This window comes from Hymenobacter sp. 15J16-1T3B (assembly GCF_020711235.1).
GTDB lineage: Bacteria > Bacteroidota > Bacteroidia > Cytophagales > Hymenobacteraceae > Solirubrum.
This window is the reverse complement of the sequence record NZ_JAJFAV010000007.1, coordinates 105328-128772: the sequence shown is the minus strand read 5'-3', so window position 1 is coordinate 128772 and position 23445 is coordinate 105328. Positions and strand designations below refer to the sequence as shown.

The 23445-nt window shown below is 67.0% G+C and carries 19 protein-coding genes; 11 read left to right on the top strand and 8 right to left on the bottom strand.

All coding sequences use genetic code 11. The features are described 5' to 3' along the window. The first annotated feature begins 288 nt into the window (after positions 1–288). The 9 genes from LJ737_RS13525 (at position 289) to LJ737_RS13485 (ending at position 14336) form a co-directional block, all read left to right on the top strand. Entirely contained in the window at positions 289–1755 is a 1467-nt protein-coding gene (locus LJ737_RS13525) for a TolC family protein (protein WP_227766547.1), read from the top strand. A gap of 55 nt (positions 1756–1810) precedes the next feature. Further along, positions 1811–2047 (top strand): hypothetical protein, encoded by a 237-nt coding sequence (locus LJ737_RS13520; RefSeq protein ID WP_227766545.1) that lies wholly within the window; start codon positions 1811–1813, stop codon positions 2045–2047. Between the two features lie 460 nt (positions 2048–2507). After that, positions 2508–5030, top strand: a complete 2523-nt coding sequence (locus tag LJ737_RS13515; protein ID WP_227766542.1) for a hypothetical protein — start codon at positions 2508–2510, stop codon at positions 5028–5030. Positions 5031–5144: 114 nt separating this feature from the next. Further along, on the top strand, positions 5145–6140 hold the full coding sequence (locus LJ737_RS13510) for a hypothetical protein (RefSeq protein WP_227766541.1): 996 nt from the start codon (positions 5145–5147) through the stop codon (positions 6138–6140). Beyond that, positions 6133–7005 carry a hypothetical protein gene (locus LJ737_RS13505; protein WP_227766539.1) on the top strand — a complete coding sequence of 291 codons (873 nt, stop codon included), beginning with the start codon at positions 6133–6135 and terminating at the stop codon, positions 7003–7005. Before LJ737_RS13510 ends, LJ737_RS13505 begins: the two co-directional genes overlap by 8 nt. 10 nt (positions 7006–7015) lie before the next feature. Next, positions 7016–7639 (top strand): hypothetical protein, encoded by a 624-nt coding sequence (locus tag LJ737_RS13500; RefSeq protein ID WP_227766537.1) that lies wholly within the window; start codon positions 7016–7018, stop codon positions 7637–7639. 52 nt (positions 7640–7691) lie between these two features. Continuing rightward, complete coding sequence (locus tag LJ737_RS13495; RefSeq protein WP_227766536.1) at positions 7692–8627, top strand: hypothetical protein; 936 nt, start codon at positions 7692–7694, stop codon at positions 8625–8627. Positions 8628–8666: 39 nt separating this feature from the next. Beyond that, positions 8667–9743: an exonuclease/endonuclease/phosphatase family protein gene (locus LJ737_RS13490; RefSeq protein ID WP_227766534.1), complete on the top strand. Its 1077-nt coding sequence runs from the start codon at positions 8667–8669 to the stop codon at positions 9741–9743. A gap of 45 nt (positions 9744–9788) precedes the next feature. Continuing rightward, positions 9789–14336, top strand: coding sequence for a hypothetical protein (locus LJ737_RS13485; protein WP_227766533.1), 4548 nt, complete (start codon positions 9789–9791; stop codon positions 14334–14336). Between the two features lie 230 nt (positions 14337–14566). Here the strand turns inward: LJ737_RS13485 and LJ737_RS13480 are convergent, their stop codons facing one another. The 5 genes from LJ737_RS13480 to LJ737_RS13460 all read right to left on the bottom strand — a co-directional run bounded on the left by LJ737_RS13480 (position 14567) and on the right by LJ737_RS13460 (position 18989). Then, positions 14567–15244 (bottom strand): response regulator, encoded by a 678-nt coding sequence (locus tag LJ737_RS13480; RefSeq protein ID WP_227766531.1) that lies wholly within the window; start codon positions 15242–15244, stop codon positions 14567–14569. Next, complete coding sequence (locus tag LJ737_RS13475; RefSeq protein WP_227766529.1) at positions 15231–16043, bottom strand: sensor histidine kinase; 813 nt, start codon at positions 16041–16043, stop codon at positions 15231–15233. The genes LJ737_RS13480 and LJ737_RS13475 overlap by 14 nt, the downstream gene beginning before the upstream one ends. Beyond that, positions 16022–16645 (bottom strand): hypothetical protein, encoded by a 624-nt coding sequence (locus LJ737_RS13470; RefSeq protein ID WP_227766527.1) that lies wholly within the window; start codon positions 16643–16645, stop codon positions 16022–16024. Before LJ737_RS13470 ends, LJ737_RS13475 begins: the two co-directional genes overlap by 22 nt. Positions 16646–16732: 87 nt before the next feature. Next, positions 16733–17416 (bottom strand): hypothetical protein, encoded by a 684-nt coding sequence (locus tag LJ737_RS13465; protein WP_227766524.1) that lies wholly within the window; start codon positions 17414–17416, stop codon positions 16733–16735. A gap of 379 nt (positions 17417–17795) precedes the next feature. Further along, the gene (locus LJ737_RS13460) at positions 17796–18989 is read right to left on the bottom strand and encodes a lactonase family protein (protein WP_227766521.1); all 1194 of its coding nucleotides are present in this window, start codon (positions 18987–18989) and stop codon (positions 17796–17798) included. 175 nt (positions 18990–19164) lie between these two features. Between LJ737_RS13460 and LJ737_RS13455 the strand changes: the two genes are divergently transcribed. After that, entirely contained in the window at positions 19165–19431 is a 267-nt protein-coding gene (locus tag LJ737_RS13455; RefSeq protein WP_227766518.1) for a hypothetical protein, read from the top strand. Positions 19432–19438: 7 nt separating this feature from the next. On the opposite strand, the gene LJ737_RS13450 is transcribed toward LJ737_RS13455, so the two are convergent. The 3 genes from LJ737_RS13450 to LJ737_RS13440 form a co-directional block, all read right to left on the bottom strand. Next, a complete protein-coding gene (locus tag LJ737_RS13450) occupies positions 19439–20149 on the bottom strand; it encodes a LytR/AlgR family response regulator transcription factor (RefSeq protein ID WP_227766517.1) in 711 nt (236 codons plus the stop codon). Beyond that, entirely contained in the window at positions 20146–21204 is a 1059-nt protein-coding gene (locus LJ737_RS27135) for a sensor histidine kinase (protein WP_227766515.1), read from the bottom strand. Before LJ737_RS27135 ends, LJ737_RS13450 begins: the two co-directional genes overlap by 4 nt. Positions 21205–21419: 215 nt before the next feature. Beyond that, positions 21420–22595: an acyltransferase family protein gene (locus tag LJ737_RS13440; protein WP_227766513.1), complete on the bottom strand. Its 1176-nt coding sequence runs from the start codon at positions 22593–22595 to the stop codon at positions 21420–21422. Between the two features lie 234 nt (positions 22596–22829). Between LJ737_RS13440 and LJ737_RS13435 the strand changes: the two genes are divergently transcribed. After that, positions 22830–23339, top strand: coding sequence for a nuclear transport factor 2 family protein (locus LJ737_RS13435; RefSeq protein ID WP_227766511.1), 510 nt, complete (start codon positions 22830–22832; stop codon positions 23337–23339). Positions 23340–23445: the final 106 nt, after the last annotated feature.

Here is a 23445-nt window from a genome sequence, read left to right as displayed (position 1 = left end):
ACTCCCGCACCTAATTCGGCTCGTCCGGCCAGACCGAAGGACGACGCCAGCCAAGCATTCTTGCTGCCTATGCCTGAGGGTTACGGTTGGGGAACCGCCAGCACGCGCAGCGGCGGGGATGTTTGGCTGGCGCCGTCCTCTGGTTCGGCCGGACAAGCCGCTGGGGTTGGGACGCGGCGGCGCGTAAGCCGCGCCGCCCGCCTGATATCCTTATCCATCAGTCCGGTACCGTCCCGCGTCACCGCTTCGTTGCGCTGGGGGCGCACGCCGGTGCTACCGTCTTTTTCCATGCGTTTCCTTCCTCGCTATATCCTGCCCGCGCTGCTCACGCTTGGCTTGCTCGGCGGCTGCAAAGTCACCGAGCCGGTGCCGCCGCGCGTCAGCGCCGCCCTGCCACCGGCCTTCGGCCCGCTCGCGCCCACCGATTCGGCCAGCATTGCCGACAAGCCCTGGCGCGAGTTTTTCAACGACCGGCAGCTGGTCGGCCTCATCGACACGGCCCTGCACAACAACCTCGACGTGCAGATTGCCGTGCGCCGGGTGGAGCAGGCCCGCGCCGCCCTCACCGCCGCCCGCGGCGCTCTGCTGCCCACGGTCAACGGCGTGGCCTCGGCCGGGGTGGACAAGTGGGGCGACTACACCCTGAACGGCGTCGGCAACTTCGACACCAACCTCTCGCCCAACATCGAGCGGCGGCAGCGCATCCCCACGCCCTACACGCCCGACTTCTTCCTGGGGCTGCGCAGCTCCTGGGAAGTCGACCTCTGGGGCAAGCTGCGCCACCGCCGCCGCGCCGCCATCACCCGCGTGCTGGCCTCGGAGCAGGGCCGCTACCTCGTCACGACGGCCGTGGTGGCCCAGGTGGCCACGCTCTACTACGAGCTGCTGGCCCTCGACAACGAGCTGGACGTGCTGCGCCGCAACACCGACTACCAAGCCCGGGCTCTGGAAATCGTGCGGGTGCAGAAGCGGGCCGGCCGCGCCACCGAACTGGCCGTGCAGCAGTTTACGGCCCAGTGGCTGCGCACCCGCGGCCTGGAGCAGCAGGCCCTGCAGCGGGTGGTGGAGCGCGAAAACCAGCTCAACCAGCTGCTCGGCCGCTACCCCCGCAGCATTGCCCGCGGGGCGCCCATCCGTGAGCAGGCGCTGCCCGATACCGTGGCCGCCGGCCTGCCTGCCCGCGCCCTGCTGCGCCGCCCCGACGTGCGCCAGGCCGAGCTGGAGCTGGCCGCCGCCCACGCCGACGTGTCGGCCGCCCGGGCCGCGTTTCTGCCCTCGCTCACCATCACGCCTTACCTGGGCCTGAACGCCTACAGCGGCGCCCTGCTTTTCCGGCCCGAGTCCATTGCCCTGGGCGTGCTCGGCGGGCTGACGGCCCCGGTGCTCAACCGCAGCCTCATCAAGGCCGACTACCAGCGCGCCACCGCCGCCGACCAGGAAGCCTTCTTTGCCTACCAGAAGGCCCTGCAAACCGGCTTCCGCGAGGTGCACACCAACCTGCGCGGCCTCGCGCACTACCGCCGCGCCTACGCCCTGAAGCAGCAGGAAGCCGCCGCGCTAACCCAGGCCGTGGAAGCCGCCGGCGACCTGTACCGCGCCAACCGCGCCGACTACCTCGAGGTCATCACGGCCCAGCGCAACGTGCTCGACGCCGAGCTGGAAGCCGCCCAACTGCGCCGCGAGCAGTTCAGCCTGCTCATCGACCTGTACCGCGCCCTCGGCGGGGGCTGGGAAGCGGCCCCGGTAAACCTCTGATCTGATTACCTTTTCCGAAGGGAAGCCCGTCCGGGCTTCCCTTCGCTTTTTTCGCATGAGTAGAGAAGAACTGGCCCTGGCTGGCTTTTTTCCCGCCGACTGGATTCCCAGCGGCACCCGGTACCTGCACGGCGAATTGCTGGTGCGCATGAGCGCCCGCGGCAGCCTGCGCCTTTTCATTCCCGCCGGTGGGGGCGAGGTGGAAGTCTCCTCCGGCAGCCTCTTCGACCCGGTGGTGCACTACGTGGGGGCGCTGGAGGGCGTGGCCGCCCTGCTCGGGCCGCTGCTGTAGCGCGAAGCAACGCTTCGCGCATCATGGGCGGTGGTGGCAGAACACCTGGCCGAGGCAACGCTAACCGTGCTGGGTACGCGAACTGAAAGTTCGCGCTGCGGCGCGGGTAGCGCCCGTACGAACGTCAACAAGCCGGCCGCAGGCGAGCAATTTGCTCGGCTGCGGCCGGCTTGTTTTTGGACTTGATGGCGGGGAGAATGGGCCCGACAGAGGCGGCATGGGCCATTTTGGGACAAACGGGTGACGTAGAAGTACGGGTGCCTGGGTAAAACTACGCGGGTCGCAAATCCGGTGAATTTACGCTGATGGACGGGGCAGCAGGGGCCTTATTTCGCCCTATCGGTTTGGCCCGCTGCGGGTCGGCCGGCGCCTGCTGGTCGGCTCCCGCGCCGCCCGCCGCCGGCCGGTTGCTACGGCGTCCGGCTGCCCATTTCGTCACCTCCTTAACCCCTTCCGCATCATGCTCGACCTCCTCAAACGGGGTACCGTACCGCTCGGCTCCGCCACTTGGGAATACCACGGCGACACGGCCGACCAAACCATCTTCTACATCACGCCCCAGCCGGTGTGGGTGATGAACGGGGCGCTGCCCAGCATTCAGCTCGTCGAATACAAAACCGAGGGCAGCCTCAACGGCGCCGGCTACTGCACCCTGCAGCTGCAGCTGAGCGTGCCCGACGCGGCCGTGCAGGCCGTGCGCCAGGACATCGAGGGGCGCTACGGCGTGAAGCCGCGCTTCCTGACCCTGCCCTTCCAGCCGGGCACCATCGTGAACCTAACCTACCCGGACGGGCAGGGCGGCACCACCGGCATGCAGGCCGCCGGCACCGACTTCGGCAGCAACGGCGCCATCTTCCAGCTGCCGCTCGACGCGGACCAGATGAAGACCTTCAAGCAGGTGCTCGGCAAGCAGGGCGGCAGCCCCTTCGAGGTGCAGTACGCCATTCAGGTGCCCTCGCTGATGCCCGCCGTGAAAGTGGCCGTGTCGTTCGACTCCAGCATTGCCCTGCAGTACCAGGTGACCTCGCACGAGCACACGCACTGGGCCTCGTCGTCGACCTACACCTACGACATCAGCAAGCAGCTCACGGCCTCGAACGCGGCCAAGATTGTGGTCGACAAAATCAACCCCAACGTGCCCGAGGCGCTGATGCAGAGCCTGCGCGCCTGGGGGCAGTCGGTGGTGGAAGCGCGGGTGGCCGATGCCGTGAAGGCGGCCCTGGCCCTGCAAAACAGCGCCGGGGGCACGCAGTCGTTCAGCGCCTCGCAGATATCTTCGTTCAAGGAAACGTACGAAGAGAATCAAACCATTCTGTGGCGGCTCATGCCCCAGACGGTGCTGCCCAGCTTTGCCGATCTGGGCCTGACCGTGGCGCAGATTGAATCCTTGGAACCCGTGGTGGACAAGCGCAAATTTGTGACGCAGGTGACGCCCAAGTGCAACTTCGTGGGCAGCGAACAGTCGCTCAACCCGAGCATCGAGCCCGACAAGGACAGCGTGTACATGAGCGACAAGCAGAAGCTCAAGCGCCTGGAAGTCACCATCAAGTACCCCACGCTCAACGACAAGGCCGACCGCACCCACACCTTCACCGACAACACGCCCTACACCTGGGAGGCCGACTGGGACGAGCTGGCCGGTGGCGTGTACACGCTGGAGTACAGCGCGGTGTACGAGGACTCCGCCCAGCCCACGGTGACGGGCACCGCCGAGGACATCGACGCGACGAACTACACCATCACGCTGGCCGACATCGGCATTCTGAACGTGACCTTCGACGCGAGCATCTTCTTCGGCAACAGCGAATCGGCTTCGCTGGTCGACAAGCTCATCGTCAACTTCGTGTTCGACATTCCGCAGGCCCCGCCGGTGCTGCTGCCCTTCACCCTCGACGCGGAAAACACCTCGCACGTGGTGTCGAGCCTGACGGCGGCGCCCATCGAGACGGACTACACCTACACCATCACCTACATCTTCAAGCCCGAGGCCAAGGCCAACCCCTACACCTCCGACGCCAAGTCGCAGAACGGGCAGTGGGTGCGCCTGGCCGAGCCCGACCTCGCGCAGTCGGTGTCGGTGGTGGTGGACATGACGGGCGTGTACAAGGCCCGCGTGAACATCTACTACACCGAGGATCCGTACTTCCCGAACATCCCGGCCAGCGAAAAGCTGCCCCGGCCCACGGCCAAGAGCCCGATTCAGCTCGTCTTCCCGGCGCCCAAAACCGGCGGTGGGGCCGCCCGCGGCGTGGCCGATGACTTCGACAACCTGCTCGCCACGGCCCCGCTGGCCAGCGCCACCGACTTTGCGGCCGGCGAGCTGGGCGCGCCGCAGTGGGAAGTGCAAACCGCCCGCTACGCCGCGCCCGTCGACCAGCCCCAGGCCAAGACCAACGGCGTGGCCGCCCGCGGCCTGGCCGTGGAGGACGACCCGGACCCGAGCGAGCAGGACGTGAACCTGTTTGCCAACTCCAAGCTGGCCCCGCTGCAGATTACGGCCTCGGTGCTGACCAAGAAGATGAAGCAGATCAACATCGGGCCCTTCAACTTCAACCCGCAGAACGCCACCTTCTTCGTGCTAACGGCCACCCAGACCTTTGTGATGATCGGGGCCGACCCGACCATTGTGGACTGGAACGAGCTGAACCTGATCAACGTGCGCATCACGGCGGTGCGGTACACGGAGCCGGGCACGGCCAAAGCCGGCACCAAAACCACTTACGAAGACAGCATCGACCAGCAGGCCATCGGCCTGGACGCGGTGCAGCAGAAGTCGTACTCGGCCTATTTCCAGGTGCCGAACCTGCCGGTGGGCTACACGGGCCTGGAATTCGACTGGGAAGCCGACTACGTGTACAACGGCGGCACCAAAACGGCCGCCGGCACCGTGCAGGGCACCCAGCTGACGCTGCCCAAATCGGCCGCCGAAGCCCCCGCGGCGCCCGCCGCCCGCGCCGCCCGCGCGGCCGACGTGGAGGCCTAACCCACCCCGGCGGCGCCCCGGCCCGCGCCGGCTGCTGCGGCAGCCGGGCGGCCGGGGCGCCCACGGCCGGCCCCCGCGCCGGCGCTTTCCTCACCCGTCGCGCCCTTTTCTCGCATGTCTCGTACCCTTGCTGCCCCCGCCTTACGGGGCCTGGAAGTGGCGCGCCGTCACTTTCCGGCCGCCGCGCCCCGCCTCGACGCCGCCCTGCCGCACCTGCTGCAGCCGCTGCTGACCGATACGGCCGACCCCGCCCGTTGGGGCGCCAGCCTGCTCACCGACGGCGGCTACCCCCTGGAATTCACCTGCACCACGCTCAACGACAGCATCCGCTACACCCTGGAAGTAGCCCCGGCCCGCGACAACCCCGCCGCGCGCCTGGCCCAGGCCTGCGCCGTGGTGGAGCCGCTGCTGGGCCGCTCCCTGGCCGATGACCCGTTGCGGGCGGTGCTGGCGCAGGTGCAGGCGCCCGGCGGGCTGCGCTACGGGGCTTGGGTGGGCGTGCGTCACTCGGCTCGCGAGTCGAGCTACAAAATTTACGCTGAGGTGCCGCCGGCCGGGCAGGCCGCGGCCCTGGCTTACCTGAACCCCCGCCTGCGCCGCCCGGTGGGCGTGGCGGGCCGCCCCATCACCGTGCAGATGATTGGCTGGTACCCGGCCACCGGCGAGCTGGAATTCTACTTCCGCGTCGAAGGCCTCAAGCCCTGGGAGCTGCCCGCGCTGATGCACCCGCAAGGGCTCGACGGCAGCCATAAAGTGGTGGCCGACGCCTTCCAGGAGGCCTACGGCCGGCCCATGCACCAGCAACTGCCCGGGCCGGTGTTCGGCTTCAGCTACACCGTGCCGGCCGCCGAGGCCGCGCCGCGCATGTTTTCCTTTTACACCTTCGCCGACACACTCTTTGGCTCCGACGCTAACGCCCGACGCAAGCTGGCCCGCTACTTCGAGCGGCGCGGCTGCGACATGGGCCACTACCTGGAGCTGAGCCAGCCCACGCTCACGCACGCCGGACCCTGGCACCACCACGGCATGTTCGGCGTGACGGTGGGGGCGGGTACCCCGGCCATTGCCCACATCGGCCTGCGCCCGCCGGCGGCTGCGGACTATGAATGAGGCGCTGATTACGGCCATTCGCCGGCAGATGTCGCCGGGCGGAGCCTTCCTGTCCACGGTGCGCACCAGCTACGGCGAGGTGGAGGACCGCAACTGCTTCGTGAGCGGCCTGGTGCTGCGCGAGCTGGCCGGCCTGCCTACCCACCCCGAGCTGGACGAGGCCCGGCGCCTGGCCACGGCCTTTCTGCTGCGCAGCGCTTACCCGCAGATTTACCCGTACTGCTTCGCCTTCTGGCCCCCGCAGTACCCGCCGTTCTGGCTGCGCACGGCCCTCTACGCCGACGCCGACGACACCTGCGTCATCGGGCTGGAGCTGGTGCGGGCCGGGCACTGGCCGGCCGAGGCGCTGGAATACATTGCCGATAACTACCTGCAGCCCCACCGCGCCACCGGGGCGCTGCGCCACCACCTGCGCCACGAGTGGCAGCCCGAGGGCGTGTTCCTGACCTGGTTTACCACTGCCGACGCGCCCAATCCCATCGACTGCTGCGTGAATACCAACGCGGTGGCCCTGCTGGCCCGCGCCGGGCTGAAAGCCGCCCCCGGCTACGCCGAAGCCTGCACCATGATCAACACCGCGGCGCACCTGCTGGCCCGGCACCCGCAGCAGGTGCAGCACTTCACGCCCTACTACCCGCACCCCGGCGAGTGGCTGCACGCCCTGCGCCACGCCGTGGCCGCCGGCGCCGACGAGCTGCAGCCCGCCCTGGCCGCCGTGGCCGGCTTGCCCCAGCTGGCCGCCGCCACCGGCCCCGAAATCCCGGCCCCGCTCTGCTCCGACGTGAGCGGCGACATCGTGTGGACGGCGCCGGTGCTCGGGCTGGCCCGCGAACTGCGCCGCCGCTATTTCCAGTCTCTTTCCTAACGCCCCCGACATGGCCGGTATCCTCAATGCCGCCAGCCAAGGTACCTACCCCTTGGCCGGCGCCAACTGGACCTATTTTCAGGACCAGGACGACAGCAACATCTTCTACATCGTGCCGGTGCCCACGCTGGCCGTGCAGAGCAGCGTGCCGCAGTTTCGCCTCACCGAGTACCTCGATACGGCCAAGCAGCTGATTTCGGCCCAGTGCCAGCTCACGACCATGCTGGTGGTGCCGCCCGAGGTTATCCGCGGGGTGCAGGCCCAGCTCAAGCAGCAGGGCGTGGCCGCGCCCACCTACCAGGCCATGCCTTTCATCGACGTGGTGCAGGAGGGCGTCAGCCCCAGCCAGGCCACGCTGCACTACGCCGACGCGGACGGCACCGTCAGCGGCACGGTGCAAACCACGCCCTCGTTGAGCGGCAGCCAGACGGCCGTGTTCAACATCAGCAACATGCTGCCCTCGGCCGTGAACCTCTTCAAGGCCTACTTCGGCGGCGACGCCACGGCGGGCGTGGTGGAGGTGGTGTACCGCCTCACGGTGTGGGCCCGGCTCGGCGCCATCACCGCCCAGGTGCAGTTCGACGCGCAAGCGGCCTACACCTACCAGCGCACTTTCAAGTGGGTGCGCTCCTAGGCTCCGCGGCAGCGCGGCTCATCCGGCTTTTCTACTTCTCACGCGGCTAGGTATGTCTTTCCTCTTCCACCAGAACATGCGGCGCTACGGCGGCGGCTCCCGGCCCCGGCGCGACGCGTACAACTCGCCCTTTGGCGGCTTCGCCATCATCAACGGGGGCTTGCCCGCGCCGCTGCCGGCCATTGCAGTGGCGGGCTTCACCGAAATTACCAACAACCGCTCGTCGCGCGCGGCGCTGGCCACCTCCTGCGAGGTGCTGGGCGGCATGGTGGCCGGGCCGGCGCCGGCGCTGGTGCCCATCGGCAACGTGGCCTGCGGCATCACGGCGCTGGCCCACGGCCCGGAGTACATCTACCTGGCCCGCAACACCAACTACCCGCTGGTAACGGTGGGCCGCATTTTGTTTCAAACGGGCCGCGGCGGCGTGCAGCTGCTGCACCAGCGCGCCGCCACGGCCGCCGCCCTCAACAACCTGCGCCTGCCGCCCACGGCCTCGGCCGACTTCCGCGGGCTGGTGTACTGCGTGGTGACGACGCCGGCCGGCAACATCGCCGTGGGCTTCCTGCACAACCTCTACACGTTTCTGGCCAACCGCACCATCGTGGCCGGGCAGCTGGGCGGCATGATGGCCATGATGGGCCAGGGCATCGGGACGCTGCCGGCGGTGGCGCCCGCGCCGGTGGCCCGCTACATCGGCGGCGACTTCAACGTGGCGCCCATTTCGCCGCGCGGGGGCTACACGGCCTACTCGACCAGCGCGCCGGGCGGCAGCTACCCGGCCGGCGCCGCGGGCGTGGGCACCACCTACAGCGGAAGCCTCTACGACTACTGGTACTCCGACGTGACGGGCCTGGCCGTGCCGCCGGGGCTCATCGTGCCGGTGCCGGTGGCCAGTACCGCCACCCTCGATTCGGGCCCGGGCGCCCTGGCCGCGGGCCTGGCCCGGCGCATGTCGGACCACACCGCCACGCTGCTGCAAATCAGCTAGCCGCCCCCGTTTCTTCTCTCTTTCCCAAGCTAGTGCATCATGGCGCAGGCAAACATCATTACCTGGAACCTGGGCGGTTTTCGCCAGAAAGAAGCGCTGTCGAGCGGCCTGCAGTACGTGCAGTTTGTGGCCACGGTCATCGAGCGCAGCGGGGCCGACCTGATCGGCTTTTGCGGCATCTTCGACAACCTGGCGGCGCCCTTCGGCACGACGCTCATCAACGAGCTGAACAACCGCGCCCAGAAACCCAACAAGTGGCGCGAGCAGGCCAGCCCGCAGCTGGGCCTGAGCCGCAACGAGCAGTACAGCTTCGTGTGGAACAGCGAAAAGCTGCAGCCGGCCAAAACCAGTCTGACCGACTACTTCCAGTCGGTGTACCCGCTGCCCGACGAGCCGAAGGAGCGCTACGGCTTTCCGCGCCTCGACGGGCAGTCGACCGACATGCCGCCCTTCCTGGCCTACTTCGAGCTGCTGGGCGCCTCGAAATTTCTGCCGGTAGCCATCTTTCACGCCCCCGAGTGGAGCGAGTACCAGGCCCTGCTCATCCGCATGGCCTGCCTCAACCTGGCGCAGCTGGCGGCCTTCAACCAGGGCAACGGCTGCCTGCTGATGGGCACCTTCAACGTGCCGCTCGACGACGACGTGAACACGCCGGACTCCAACGGCGCCGTGGCCTTCGGGCCGCTGGCCGGCGCGAGCGGGCCCTACACCCAACTGCTGGCCCGGCAGCCCAACCGCCTGGCCGACAACGCCGAGGTGGCCATGACCATGGAGCAGGCCCTAGTGCAAACGGCCGACAACTTCTTCTTCCGCAAAGCCGCCAACGGCGTCAGCGTCAGCAACGCCAAAGTGCTGAACGTGTTCGAGGGCGTGTTCGGCTCCTTCACTTACAACAGCCAGCAAGAAGATTGGCAGTGGCACACGGCGCCGCTGGGCCCGGCCCTGAGCGCGCTGCAGGCCGTCATTGCCAACGTGCAGGACGAGGAGGATACCGACAACGACGACCTGATGACGGCCCAGCCCGACGGCAGCTACGCCAAGCTGGAAGACGCCTTCCCGCCTTACCGCGCGCTGGTCAGCGCCTACATGCCCCTGATGGTCACGGTGAATTACTAAGCCCGGCGGCCCCGTTTCCTTTCCCTTCTGATTTCCTCCCCCGACATGGATTTTTCGACCCTGCAAGCCACCGTGACCGGGCAGTACGACGCCCAGGCGCAGCTTTTCGCCTTCTTGCCGGCGCCCTACGACTCGCCCGCCCTGACGGACCTGCTCACCGCGGTGGTGCACCAGACCGCCTGGACGCTCACCGCCGCCCAGCCGCCCGTGGCCGACGCGCAGGCCGGCACCGTGACGGTGAGCGGGGTGGCCGCCGACTTCAACGAGCGCACCGCCGTGGGCCTGACGATGGTGTTCTTCCTCGACCAGGCCGGCGCCGCCCAACTGCTGCTCAAGGAGTACCTGGAGCTGGGCTGGAACTTCACCACTGCCTGGCCCGAGCTGCAGGGCACCGTGTTCGACGAAGTGGGCATCGAAGAAGGCAACGTGCCGCTGTACGCCTTTGCCTCGGTCGACTGCGTTGACACGACGCTGGAAAACGGCTCGTTCGTGAAGGGGCAGAACTTCTACGGGCGCGTGGTGCCGGCCAGCCTGAGCCCCACGCTCGGCAACCTGATGCGGGTGCTCGGGCAGTTCGTCAACACCACGGCGGTGGGGCCGCTCACGCTGTTTGAGGGCGTGCCCACCATGCGGCTCACCCTGGGCTTTCAGAAAACGCTGGAAAGCTACATTCCGCTGCTGCAGAACCACGTCGAAATCCAGCTGGTGTGCCGCCTCGACGAGGTCTACAACGAAGTGGGCCTGCTGCTCGGCACCCGCTTCGACTTCGGCCTGAACAAGGGGCTGGAGCTCTACACCCTGCTCACCCCCGCGCCTCAGGGTATTTTGTCGCTGACCGGGCGCTTCACGGGCATTGCGCTGCCCTCGCCCACGGACTTTGCCCAGGAGTTTCAGCGGCTCATCGGCGCCAACGACCTCTACGAGTCCCTGCCCGATACCTACCAGCAGAGCAGCAACCTGGAGCTGAAAACCCTCAGCGTGGGCATCGGCATCAGCTCCCTGCAGCCGGTGCTGGTGGCCCTGGAAATCGGCATGCCCAAGGACGCGCCGGGCTGGGACCTGGGCGACTTGGCCACGGTGCACGGCGTGACGGTGACGGCCCGCGTGCAAAACCCCTTTGACTCGACCTCCCGTCTGATTGCCCTGGCGGTGGGCGGGCAACTGGAGCTGCCCACGGCCGGGGCGCCCATCGACATGAACGTGCGGGCCGCGGCCACCTTCGCGGCCCAGCGCCCGGCCATGTACCAGGTGCAGGCTGGGCTGGCGCCGAACACGCCGCTGACCCTGCCGGTGGGCGAGCTGGTGAACAAGTACCTGCCCACGGCCGTCAACCTGCCCGACATCACCCTGAACCAGCTGGGCGTGGATTTCCGCTTCCAACAGCCCAAAAACCACTACGCCTTCTACGCCGGCCTCGACCCGGCCCATCCGCTGGTGTTCGAGTTTGGCGGCCAGTCGGTGTTCGAGGTGCTCTACGCCAACCTGCACATCGAAAACGACAGCGGCCCCGACGGCGGGGCGGGCGGCGGCCTCATCGGCGGCATGAAGCTGTTCGGCATCCAGACCGACTTTCAGTACCAGACGCCCGGCAACTTCAAGGTCACGGCCCTGATTCCGGAGTTCGAGGTGAGCGTGAAGCAGATAGCCGAGGGCCTCTTGCCCGCCAGCTGGGAGCTGCCTGACTGGCTGCCCGTCATCGACTTTCCGCAAACCAGCCTGTACGTGGAGCGGCAGGGCAGCGGGTCGGCGGCCAACTACACCTTCGCCGTGCTGGCCCAGCCCTCCTTCGGCAACATCGTGCTGGAAGTGGCCAAGCAGAGCAACAGCGCCGACTGGGCCTTTGCCGCCGGCCTGCAGCTGCACGCACCCAAAATTGCGGCTTTCGAGTCCTTGAGCATGCTCTCGGGCATGGACACCATGTTCCGGGTCAACGACCTGGTGTTCGTGTTTACCTCGGCCGACATGCAGCAGCACTTCCAGTTTCCGGCCACCAACAGCTTCCGCGGCGGCGCGGGCCAGACGAGCATCAAGGTGCCGGCCTGGGCCGGGCCGGTAAAGGCCGGCTTCTACTTCTACGGCAGCATGTCGCTCGACATCGAGCAGCGGCCCAACCTGGCGCTGGTGCCCCAGCTGCTGGGCCTGAGCGTGGAGCTGGACTTCGACCTGACCGTGTTCATCGGCCTGGACCCGACCAAGAATGCGTTTGCGCAGGCGCGCATCGCGGGCAACATCAACAAGACCACTACGCTGGCCGGCGTCATCGGGGCGCGCATGGAGGCCGGGGAGCCGCAGTTCTACCTCGAAGGCCTCATCAGCACGCTCGTCACCGACGGCAACGGCTCGACGACGGAGCTGACCTCGTGCACCGCGGCCAACAAAAACGACTGCCTCACCGCCGGCGTGGGCTTCGTGCTCACCCCGAACGCTGCCTTCCTGAGCGCGTCGATGCTGGGCAGCATCACCTTCGGGCCGGTGACCCTCTCGAACATGGTCGTGGTGGTCGGCATCGACTTCGAGGGCATTCCGAGCCTGGGCTTCGCGGCGCAGATTGACCTCTCGGCCTACGGCACCACCTACGACTCGTCCATTGCCTTCTTCTTCGACTCGGGCGACCCGGCCAAGAGCCTGTTTGCCGGCTCCATCAGCGACGTGACGCTCAAGCAGATTGCCGACACGGTGGTGGGCGTCATCACCGAGGGCGAGGACAAGCCCCCGGTCTGGCTCGACGAACTGCTGGCCGAAGTGGGCGTGAGCGGCACCGATACTTTCTACCTGCCGGCCACGGCCGCCGCGGCCCTCAACGCCAAGGACTTCAAGGGCATCAACGACGCCTTCAACGCGGCCACCAAGTCGACCAAGTACGACTTCTCGCTGCTCAGCTCTCTGCTGGTGGTGGGCGAAACGGCCCTGCACGAGCCCGGCGTGTGGTTTATCACCGACTTCCCGAGCAGCAACGTCATCACCCACTACGAGCTGCACACCGAGCACGACGGGCGCATCCGCGTGGCGCTGGAGCCGCAGTTCTACTACTGCATGCCGCCCGGCGGGGGCAGCGTGGTGCTGGGCCCGCCCAGCTCGGGCCTCACCTTCAACGCGGGCGTGCTGCTGGCCGGGCAGCTCGACTTCTTCATGGTGCACCTAGCCGTGAAGCTGGAAATCGTGCCCAACAAGGGCTTCGCCGCCGAAGCCCGCTTGGTCGACCCCATCGTGCTCATCCCGAACTACCTGGAGCTGACCGGCAACGAGGACCGCTCGCGCGGGCCGTACTTCAGCATGTCGACCTACCCGGTGCAGGTGACGGACCCGAAAACCCACCAGACGGAAACCAAGCCCGCGCACTTCTACCTCGACGGCCGCGCCGTGCTGCTGGGCCTGGAAGTGGCCACCACCATCGACGTGTCGTCCGCGGGCTTGCTGCTCGACTTCCTGATGCAAACCGGCGACGAGCAGCTGGGCGCCAACCTGGCGGTGAAAACCACCCTGAACAGCAACACCGGCTTCGACTTCGCCATCCGCGGCGGCGTGCACATCAACGACCCCGACTTCGAGCTGTTCAACGTGAAGCTGGGCACCCTGCCGCTGACGGTGAACGTGGACGTGGACCTGGCCTTCGGGGCCAACACCAAGGGCGCCTACCTGCGCCTGCAGGAAACCAAATTCGAGTTCGGCGACGTGAAATTCACCATCCCGGGCGTCGACCTGAACGTGACGGTGCAGCAGCTCAAGGACATTCCGGGCATCATCTACGACGCGGTGAAGAACCTGATCTGGGAATTCCTGCAGGACGTGGAGCACTGGCTGGAATGGGTGGCGCAGGGCGTCATCAAGTTCGTGGGCGACATTGCCGAAGTACTGGAAGACGTGTACAACGCCATTGCCAGCGTGTGGGGCAACGAAAAGCGCATCGTGGTGGCCGTGTCCGAGTCGTTCCACAATTCGCAGAGCACCAACATCATCCTGGTGCCCGACCAGCCCGGCAACGGCATTACCCAGGAAATGCTCGACGCGGCCCGCGCCTGGGCCGAGCAGACGGCCGAGTTCTTGGCCACGCAGGCCATCATCGAGCAGGTCAAGCAGGTGTCGCCCGACGACGTGGGCAACTTTGAGGTCAGCTCGGTGCAGAGCTTCTCGAACACCTACGAGCTAAACCAGAACGTGAACTGGTTTATCGAGCCCCACGGCGGCCTGCCCACGCTCACCAGCCTGGGCTTCCAGAACCCGACCAAGGACCAGCGCTTCTTCGCCCAGACCACCACGCAGCGCAAGTTCCAGACGGCCATCAGCCTCGACGCGGACTTCGCGCAAGTCAACCGTGTGGCCCTGCAGGTGCGCTACAACGGCGCGGTGCTCCCCAAGTGGACCTACACCAACGCCGTGGCCCACACCTTCAGCACGGCCTGGAGCAAGGACGCGGCCGAGAACTTCGAGGTGCAGTACGAGGCGCAGTTTGCCGACGGCTCGACGCTCACCACCGACTGGCTGCGCCAGAAAGGCCCGGTGGTGGTGCTGCCCCTGGGCGACAAGGCCCAGCGTCTGCAGCTCAAGCGCGCCGCCCCGAAAAAGCCCGCCGCCAGCCGCAAGGCCAAGGCGTGAGTTGGGTGGGCGTTTGTCAAAAGGCCGCCCTGCCTGCTTTGGCGTCCACGCAGTCGAAGCAGCTCAACCGCTTCGATGAACAGCCAACCAGAACCTCATGTCGAGCTTGTCGAGACATCTCGCTGGATAGTAATCTGCTCGTTGAACATGATTCTACTATCCCACGTCAGCACGCGAGATGTCTCGACTTCGCTCGACATGACGGTCCTAGTTCGGGTCTGTATCAGCCGCTAGCTCTTCTCCATCAGGCCGTGCTTGGCGGCGTACTGCACCAGCCCGGCGGCGTTAGGGGCCTGGGTTTTCTCCAGCAGGTTTTGGCGGTGGCCCTCCACGGTGCGGCGGCTGATGAACAGGCGCTCGGCAATTTCGGCGGCGGTGTGGCCCTCGCAGATCAGCTGCAGGATTTCCTTTTCGCGCGGGGTGAGCTGCACGATGTCCTTGCGTACGGCGGGCTCGGCGGCGGGGCGGGCGGGCTGCTGCACGCTCAGCATCAGGGCCCGGGATACTTGGTCGGTGAAGTGGTAGCCGGTGGTGAGCACCTCCTCGATGGCGCGGCGCAGCTGCTGCTGGTCCACGTCCTTGGGCAGGTAGCTGCGGGCGCCGAGCTTGATCATCTGGGTGATGAACTTGTCGGCCGAAAACATCGACAGCACGATGATTTTCAGGTCGGGGTATTCCTGCAGCAGGCGCTGGGCCACCTCGGGCCCGTCGATGCCGGGCATCTGCAGATCGAGCAGCAGCACGTCGGGCAGGCGCTGACGGAAGGCCGCCTGCAGCTCGGGCAGCGTGTCGGTGTCGACCACCGATTCCACGTAGGGCAGGGTTTTCAGGATGAAGGCAATGCCCTGGCGGAACAGTTTGTGGTCGTCGAGCAGCGCAATTTGAACCGGGAAATCAATGTTGGGCATGGGGTAGGGAGGCGGAGGCAGTGGGAATCTCGATGCTAATCCGGGTGCCCTGCTGCGGGGCCGACTGGCTGAGCAGGCGGGCGCCGAGCATGCGCACGCGCGCGTCGATGCTGCGCAGGCCGGCCCCGCCGCTGGGCAGCGTGGCGCGGTCGAAGCCGCAGCCGTCGTCGGCGACGGTGAGCGTGAGCGTGGAGCCCTGCGGCTGCAGGCTCACCGTGAGCAGCGAAGCGCCCCGGGCGTGTTTCATAGCGTTGTTGACCAGCTCCTGGCAGATGCGGTACAGCGCCAGCTCCTGCTGCACGGGCAGCAGGCCGGCGTAGTCCAGCGTGAGCTGCACCCGGAGCGGGCCCGCCTCGTCGCTGACCTTGGCCAGGTGGCGCAAGGCTTCGGCGAGGCCAAAGTGGGTCAGTACGGCGGGGTAGAGGTTGTGGGAAATGCGCCGGGTATCCTGCACCGCCGTGCTCAGGATGTCGGTGACCATGGCAAACAGCTCGGTGTGTTCGACCGGGGCCATCTGCTCCAGCCGGTGCACCAGCAGCTTGGCCGTGGCAATGGTGGAGCCGATGCCGTCGTGCAGGTCGCGCCCGATTCGCTCCCGCTCGTGCTCCTGTGCCTCGATGGTGGCGGCCAGCAGCTGTTGCTGGTAAGCCACTTCGGTGGCGCGCAGGTGCTTTTGCTGGCGCAGCAGGCGCTTCTGGTACACCACCAAGAAGCCCACCAGCCCCGCGCCCAGCAGCAGCATCAGCACCACCGCGCTCAGCAGCAGCCAGCTGAAGGTTACTTCTTCCGGGGCAGCCATAGGGCCAGGGAAATGCAGCAGTAGAGCACCATGTAGAGCACCGCGTGAATGGCCCACACGGTGAGATTGAATTCCTTGGAGTAGTTCAGAAACAGGAAGTTGCTGAACAGGAAGATGTGCACGTCGCCGAGGAAGTAGAGCAGCAGGCCCAGCGACACCCAGAACATCGGCTCGCGCTCCAGGTGCTCCACCGTTAGCTCGTTGAGCAGCTTGCGGAAGTAGAGCCCGAGGATGCCCAGCACCATCACGCTTTCCACCACCCGCAGCGTGGAGCCCAACGAAGCCAGGTCGGCGGTCAGGAAACTGGCCGTTAGAATATACAGGCTGAATCCGCCCACCAGCCACGGGGCCACCCGGGCAAAAGCCGCCGAGCGCAGCTCCTGCCGGTAGAGCAGCACCAGCAAGCCAAACTCGCCGACGGCGAAGATGGGCTGCAAAAACAAGTTGGGCCGGTGCTGCCACCAGAGCAGGCGCGACACGGCTTCGGTCAGCAGCGTGAGCCAGGTCAGCGCCACCAAGTACCGCAGCGTGCGCGGCAACTGCCGCCACCGTAGCAGCCCAATAGCCCCGGCCAGTACGACCGGGGCTACCGACGCTTTCATGATCTGCAGTTGAATAGAACCCAGGAGCGCGCCTGCTATCATGCGTTGCCTAAAAAGCGGTGGATCCAGCCCGGGCGGGCCGGCTGATTAGCACGTGTAAGGGCAAGGCATGGAAATGTCGAACATAGGCTCGGTGGGCTGGGTCGCGCTGCTGAGCTGCAGCACCAAGCCGAAGGTGCGCACGGCTACGTCGGTGCCGTCCGGGGTGGGCTGGTAATACTGGTGCAGGCCGAAGCGCACCAGCAGCGACGACTCCACGCCCGGCTGCAGGTGGGCCAATGGCCGGATGAAGTCCTCGGCCTCGAAGGTGTAGCCTTCGAGCGCGCCGAGCGGAGTCATGAACATATCGGCCGAGAGCTGCGTCACTTCCTGCCAGTTGTTGAGCCACACCTGCGCCAGGGAGCTGGGCACTTCCGCCGTGGGCGGCGCCGGCGGCGTGGCTGCGCCCCAGTACGTGGCGTTGGTGTAGTACGACGAAATGCGCTCGTCGCGGGTATTGGCCGCATACAGAATAACCGCGAAGTGCAGCTGGCCCGTGGTATCGTCGGTGAGCAGGCCGAACTTGACCTTAATTCGATACAACCCGACGGTAGATACTAAACTGATAAGCTGCGCGGCGGGCAACTTCACCGAGGCCAGCAGCTGACCGCCGGCGGTGAAGCTCTCTTGCAGAGCACTCGCGCTGGAACTGTTGACTGCCTGCTTCCACAGTTCGGTTGCATTTTCAAACTGCTCATTTGTGATTATTCCTGGAAAGGTAATTGTGCTCATCGGGGTTTGAAAAAGTTGAAAGGACCGGCCAAAGGTAGAATTTGGCCGGGACAAACCGGCATTATTCTTTGATTCAGCCGTTTTGTTTCCGCACTGTTCACTGCCGGTTCCTGTTACCGTGGGTGTTGTGTCATTTCCGGAAAAGCTTGCCGGATACAGCCGAGCTTGTCGAGGCCCCCAGCAGATCCGTTCGGATGTATTGACTGGGTTGTGCCCAGCGCCTAGCCAACAGTTTTCCCAAAATGACACGGTGCCGGCCGAGCTTCCCTATGCCTCAGCTAATAGTGCATTGCTCCGCATAACCAAGCTTCGGAGCATGGCAAACGGCTAGGAAACAGTGCGTTTTCAACCCTCAGATGCCGGAGTACGGTGGCGGGGGTTAGCGGCCCGTAAAATCGGGTAGCAGCTGCAAGCACACAGGCGCCGGCACGGTGGCCCCAAAGCCGGTGGGCCGCAGCCGGCCCGTGCGCGCGTCCACGTGGTAGCTGAAGATGGAATCGGAGTTTTGGTTGGCCACCAGCAACAGCCGGCCGTCGGGAGCAAGAGTGAAGTTGCGCGGCGTTTTGCCCTGCGTGCTCACGTGTTCCACCAGCGTCAGCCGACCCGTTTCGCCGTCGACGGCAAACACCGCGAGGCTGTCGTGGCCGCGGTTGGAGCCGTACACGAAGCGTCCGTTGGGCGAGACGTGGATGTCGGCGCAGCTGTTAGCGCCGCTGAAGCCGGCGGGCAGGGCGGAGAGGCTGTGTAGCTCGGCAAACGTGCCGGCCGCCGCGTCGTAGCGCAGGGCCGTCACGGTGGAGTTCAGCTCGTTGATAAGGTAGGCCCAGCGCCCGTTGGGGTGAAACGCCAAGTGGCGCGGCCCCGCGCCGGGCGCGCCCCGAAACGCCACCTGGGCCGGCAGCTGCAGCAGCGGCGCCTCGGGCCGCAGCGCGTAGCTCAGCACTTGGTCGTTGCCCAGGTCCACGGCCAGCGCGAAGCGGCCCGCTGGGTCGGGTAGGATGCAGTGGGCGTGGGCGCGGTCCTGGTTTTTGTGCGGGCCGGAGCCCTGGTGCTGGTCGACGGCCGAGGCCGCCGCTAGCGTGCCGTCGGGCTGCACGGGCAGGGCCGCTACGGTGCCGCCGAAGTAGTTGGCCACCAGCACCCCGCGGCCGCCCGGGGTAAGGCTCACGTAGCACGGTCCGGCGCCCTCCGAGGCCTGTTCGTTGAGGCTGGTTAGCGCGCCGGTGCGCTGGTCGACGGCGAAGGCACGCACCGAGCCGGTGCTACGGCCCTGGAAGTCGAGGCTGGCGTTGACGGCGTAGAGGAAGCAGTGGTCTGGGCTGAGCGCGAGGAAGCCCGGCTTGATGCCCCCGCGAAAACCCGCCACCCGTGTCAGCTCGCCGGTGCGCGGGTGCAGGCGGTACAGCCAGAGGTTGTCCTGCTCGGCCGGGCCGTAAGTGCCCACGTACAGCAGCCACTCGGCGCCCGCGGCCCCGCCGCGGCCGGTGGCGCAGCCGGTGAGCAGCGCGCCGGCGGCCAGCACGGCGGAGCGTTGCAGAAAAGTGCGGCGGGACCAGGTAGGGGCGAGGCTCATGGGCAAAGCAGGTAGAAGGCGCGAGGCCGCAAGGTAAGGGCCACTGGCGGCGCCGCGGGTTGCCGAGGCTGCTTATCTTGGCCCGCAAGAGGTTTTTTTACCCGCCAAACCCGGTTTTCGCCCCGCCCGCTACACCGATCTGCTGATCAGCAACTACCAACCTGGCGACGCCGCGTTGCTGACCCGCCTGGTGGAGCGCAGCCGCAACGAGCACACCCTGGAGCAGCTGGCGGTGAGCTACTGCCAGATTTACCAAGCTAACGCCACCGCCGAGTGCGCCGCGCCCCTGCTGGCGCTGTACGGCAACATGACCTGCGGCATCCACCGCCGCGCCGTGGTCGAGTTGCTGATCCACAACCGCGTGCTGCCCGCCTGGCTGAACGCCGAGCTGCCCCACGACAGCTACGCCGACACCCGCCTGCTGCACCAGCCGCCGGCGTAACCGAGGCCTACGCCGCGCCCAGGCCCAGCTGGGCCAGTACCTGCGCCCGCAGCAGCTTGCTGATGGGCACTTCGTCGGGGCCGAGCCGCAGGGTGTTGCCCGCTAGGCTGTCGATATGGGCCGGGGCCACGGCGTAGGACTTGTGCGTTTGGACCAGCGCGCCGGCGGGCAGGCGGGCCAGCAGGGCCTTGAGGGTGGAGTGGGTGATGAGGCGCCGGCCGGGCAGATGAACGACCACGTAGTTTTCCAGGGCTTCCACGTACCGGATATCGGCCACGGTAACCTTTTCCAGCCGGCCCTCGGCCTTCACGAACACGTAGCCCGGCGCGGGCTCGGCGGGCGCGGCCCGGCGCAGGCGGAAGTAGTCGTAGGCCTTGCCGGCGGCGCGCACAAACCGCTCGAAGGAAATGGGCTTCACGAGGTAATCCAGCACGTCCAGCTCGAAGCCGGCCAGGGCGTACTGCTCGTAGGCGGTGGTGAAGATGACCTGGGGCCGGGGCTCGGGCAGCGCCCGCAGAAAGTCCAGCCCGCTGCGGCCGGGCATTTCGATGTCGAGGAAGAGCAGGTCGACGGGCTCCTGCTGCAGGTGGGCGGCCAGCTCCTGCGCGTCGGCGCAAAGGCCGCGCAGCTCCAGAAACGGCAGCTGCTGCACGTAGCGCTGCAGGCCCTTGCGGGCAAACGGCTCGTCGTCGGTAATCAGGCAGCGCAACGGGTTCATGCGGGGGGCAGCAGCGGCAGGGTGAGGTGGGCGGTAAAGTACGCCCCATCCGGCTCGATGCGCAGCGCGTGCCGGCCGGGGTAAAGCAGCTGCAGGCGGCGGCGCAGGTTGCTCAGGCCGATGCCGCCGGGCGCCGCCGGGCTGGGCGCCGCCACGGCCGGCTCGGCCCGCACCGCGTTGCGCACCACGAAGGTCAGCTCCGCCGCCGTCAGCGCGGCCCGCACCTCGATGGTGTAAGCCCCGCCGACGTACTTAAAGGCGTTTTCAAGCAGCGGCAGCAGCAGCAGCGGGTACAGGCGCTGCTCGGCCAGCTGCGGGGCAATATCGACGCTGAGGCGCAGCTTCTCGGAGCTGCGCACCTGCTGCAGGGCCAGGTAGCTGCACACGTACTGCAGCTCCTGGCGGATGGGCACGGGCTGCTGCTGGTCGTAGAGCTGGTAGCGCAGCAAATCGGCCAACTGCTCCACGCTGCGCTTGGCGGCGGCCACGTCCTCGTCCATCTGAAAGTACACCGTGTTCAGGGCGTTGAAGAGGAAGTGCGGGTGGTACTGGGCGCGCAGAAACTTGAGCTCCGTGAGGGCCTGCTCGTGGGCGGCCTGCTCCAGCTGCAATTGCTGCCCGAGGGCCGTGCGCAGGAAGTGGTGGCTGCGCACCCAGCCGTAGTACACGAGCATGAACAGCAGCGGAATGGTGTTGATAATGGCCGTGTCGCCCCAGGACAGGCCGTCGTCGGTGAAGGCCGCCAGGGGCAGAAACACCACGTTGTTGAGCACGGCGGTGGTGCCGGCCACGGCCAGCACCTCGCGCAGCAGGTGGCGGGGCTGCGGCGTGGCGGGCCCGCGCCGGTCGAAGTAGCGCAGCAGCGCGTCGCACACCGTCAGCTGCACGTAGCCCAGCAGCATGCTCATGCCGGCTTCCAGCAGGTTCTGGCCCCAGCCCCGCTCCCAGAACTCAAACCGCGAAATGGTGTCGTTCAGCAGCCGCACGGTGGCGTAGGTGGCCAGGCCGAAGCCGGCCGGCAGCAGGTAGCGGCGCAGAAAGGGGAGAAGCTTCACAGCGGGCGAAATTAGGCGGGAAGAACGCACAACGTCATCCTGCGCAACGCGAAGAGCTTTCTGCACACCCTGCGCTACCCGAGCAGCGCAGCCACCAGCGCCCATCGTATGGGGCGCGGGGCTGCGCTTTGGCGTTACTGGAAAAGCGTCGGCACTTCGTCGGCAGCGGCGGTGCGAGCAAGGTCCTTCGGCTGCGCCTCAGGATGACCGGGGAATTAGGCGGGTTGTAGCTGCGCAATAGGCTGCGGAGCCGCCGGTTCCGCCGCTGCCGGGCGCGGCTCCTGCGGCTTCATGCCGAACAGGAAGCGCAGCACGGGTACCGGGCGGATCAGCAGGTGGAACAGGCCCATCGACACGAGCAGCGTGACAACGACCAGGAACAGGTACTTGCTCGGCACGCTGTCGGGCGTTTGCACCACGTAGTAGGCCAGTACCACGATGACCGTCTGGTGCAGAATGTAAAAGGGGTAGGCAGCCTGATTGAGGTAATTCAGGGCCGGGTGCGGCCGTTGCAAGTAGTGCTTGCCGTAGCCGATGAAGGCCAGCACCAGGCTCCAGGCAATGGTGGGGGGGAAGACGGGCGGAAAGCCGTCGGGCAGCTCCACGTTGTTCCAGCGCAGGTAGTTCAGGGCCAGCAGCGCCACAAAGCCCACCGTGAGCGAGGAACGGCGCAGCTGCTCCAGGCGCGCCAGCAGCGCGGGCTGGGCGGCGCAGACGAAGCCCATCAGCACGAACAGCAGCCAGTACACGAAAAAGCTGCCGTCGTGGATCAGGTCGTTGGTTTGCGGCAGGGCGCGGCTGGTGGCGGCGTACCACACGATGCCCGGCACGGCCAGCAGATACACCCGGTAGCCCCCAGCCAGCCGGCCCAGCCGGGCCCGAAAACCGGCGCTGCGCGGCCCCGCCAGCCAGGCAAACAACGGGGCCAGTAGCAGGTCGTAGTCGAGCAGGTAGGCCACAAACCAGAGGTGGTGCCAGCTCAGGTTGCCGTGGGGGTAAGAGCCGGTGGTGAAAATGCTCGGGTAAAAGTGCCAAAACGAGCCTTGAAACCCCTGCGTGAGCCGCTCCATGTAAATCTGCGGGGGCACGACCACCAGCATGCCAAACACCAGCGGCACCAGCAGCCGGCGCACCCGCAGCCCCACAAAGGAGCCGGCCGAGCGCCGCCGCAGCATGTAGTAGCTCACCGCCCCCGACACGAAAAACAGCAGCGGCATGCGCCACAGGTGCATAAACGCCACCAGCTCCAGCAGCAGGTTGCTGCTCTCGGCGTTGCGGATGTGCCACTGCTCATCGGTGGCGAAGGGCATGGCGCAGTGAAACACGAGCACGCCGGCAATGCAGAGCAGGCGCAGCCAGTCGAGGTAGGTGTGGCGGGCAGTGGGTTCCATGGGGGCGGGGCGTTTGGAAGTCGATGATGGGCCAAAGCAACCCGCCCCGGGCGCCGCCGCGAAATCCATTTGACCACCGGGCGAAAACCGGTGACGAACGGGCGAGGCCGCGGCGCCGGTCACTCACACAAGCATGTGAGCAGCGCCCAAGCCGCCCGGGTTTGCCCTTACTTTTATGGCCGCCGGCGGGCCGGGCCAGCGGGTGGCCTCGCCGCCCAGCCGCTGCCCCTGCTGATGCGTCTCGTTTCCCTTGTTGCCCCGGCCGCACTGCTGGCGGCCGCCGCCTGCGCCCCCGCCCGGCCCGCCGCTCCGCCCGCTACCGCCGCCGCGCCGTCCGCCGCCCACGCGCCCGTCGATGCGGCGCTGTACCGCGCCATTGCCCAGCAGGACAGCCTGCTGTTCGTGGCTTTCAACCGCCACGATTTGGACGCCATGCAGCCCTACTTCGCCGAGGACCTGGAGTTTTTTCACGACAAGGGCGGCCTAAGCAATTTCGCGCAGACCATGCAGGGTTTCCGCCGTCTGTTCGAGCAGAACCGCAGCACTGGCCTGCGCCGCGTGCTCGTGCCTGGCACGCTGGAAGTGTACCCCATCAAGGGCTACGGCGCCGTCGAAACCTACCAGCACCGCTTTTGTCACCAGGAAAACGGCAAGGACGACTGCGGTACTTTCAAAAACCTGATGGTGTGGCGCCTGCAGAACGGCCGGTGGCAGATTACCCGCGTGGTCAGCTACGACCACTGACGCGGGCCCGCCGCGGGTAAATTATTGGAGAAAGGCTATATTAACAGGCCGCCGGCGCCGGCGGGCCGCGCTCCGGCCGCGGCGGCAAGCCTGGCTGAAAGTAGTG

What these genes read in the sequence shown, in the direction of transcription:
- LJ737_RS13525 (WP_227766547.1), top strand. Translation starts at nt 289, where the DNA reads ATGCGTTTCCTTCCTCGCTATATCCTGCCCGCGCTGCTCACGCTTGGC.
- LJ737_RS13520 (WP_227766545.1), top strand. Translation starts at nt 1,811, where the DNA reads ATGAGTAGAGAAGAACTGGCCCTGGCTGGCTTTTTTCCCGCCGACTGG.
- LJ737_RS13515 (WP_227766542.1), top strand. Translation starts at nt 2,508, where the DNA reads ATGCTCGACCTCCTCAAACGGGGTACCGTACCGCTCGGCTCCGCCACT.
- LJ737_RS13510 (WP_227766541.1), top strand. Translation starts at nt 5,145, where the DNA reads ATGTCTCGTACCCTTGCTGCCCCCGCCTTACGGGGCCTGGAAGTGGCG.
- LJ737_RS13505 (WP_227766539.1), top strand. Translation starts at nt 6,133, where the DNA reads ATGAATGAGGCGCTGATTACGGCCATTCGCCGGCAGATGTCGCCGGGC.
- LJ737_RS13500 (WP_227766537.1), top strand. Translation starts at nt 7,016, where the DNA reads ATGGCCGGTATCCTCAATGCCGCCAGCCAAGGTACCTACCCCTTGGCC.
- LJ737_RS13495 (WP_227766536.1), top strand. Translation starts at nt 7,692, where the DNA reads ATGTCTTTCCTCTTCCACCAGAACATGCGGCGCTACGGCGGCGGCTCC.
- LJ737_RS13490 (WP_227766534.1), top strand. Translation starts at nt 8,667, where the DNA reads ATGGCGCAGGCAAACATCATTACCTGGAACCTGGGCGGTTTTCGCCAG.
- LJ737_RS13485 (WP_227766533.1), top strand. Translation starts at nt 9,789, where the DNA reads ATGGATTTTTCGACCCTGCAAGCCACCGTGACCGGGCAGTACGACGCC.
- LJ737_RS13480 (WP_227766531.1), bottom strand. Translation starts at nt 15,244, where the DNA reads ATGCCCAACATTGATTTCCCGGTTCAAATTGCGCTGCTCGACGACCAC.
- LJ737_RS13475 (WP_227766529.1), bottom strand. Translation starts at nt 16,043, where the DNA reads ATGGCTGCCCCGGAAGAAGTAACCTTCAGCTGGCTGCTGCTGAGCGCG.
- LJ737_RS13470 (WP_227766527.1), bottom strand. Translation starts at nt 16,645, where the DNA reads ATGAAAGCGTCGGTAGCCCCGGTCGTACTGGCCGGGGCTATTGGGCTG.
- LJ737_RS13465 (WP_227766524.1), bottom strand. Translation starts at nt 17,416, where the DNA reads ATGAGCACAATTACCTTTCCAGGAATAATCACAAATGAGCAGTTTGAA.
- LJ737_RS13460 (WP_227766521.1), bottom strand. Translation starts at nt 18,989, where the DNA reads ATGAGCCTCGCCCCTACCTGGTCCCGCCGCACTTTTCTGCAACGCTCC.
- LJ737_RS13450 (WP_227766517.1), bottom strand. Translation starts at nt 20,149, where the DNA reads ATGAACCCGTTGCGCTGCCTGATTACCGACGACGAGCCGTTTGCCCGC.
- LJ737_RS13440 (WP_227766513.1), bottom strand. Translation starts at nt 22,595, where the DNA reads ATGGAACCCACTGCCCGCCACACCTACCTCGACTGGCTGCGCCTGCTC.
- LJ737_RS13435 (WP_227766511.1), top strand. Translation starts at nt 22,830, where the DNA reads ATGCGTCTCGTTTCCCTTGTTGCCCCGGCCGCACTGCTGGCGGCCGCC.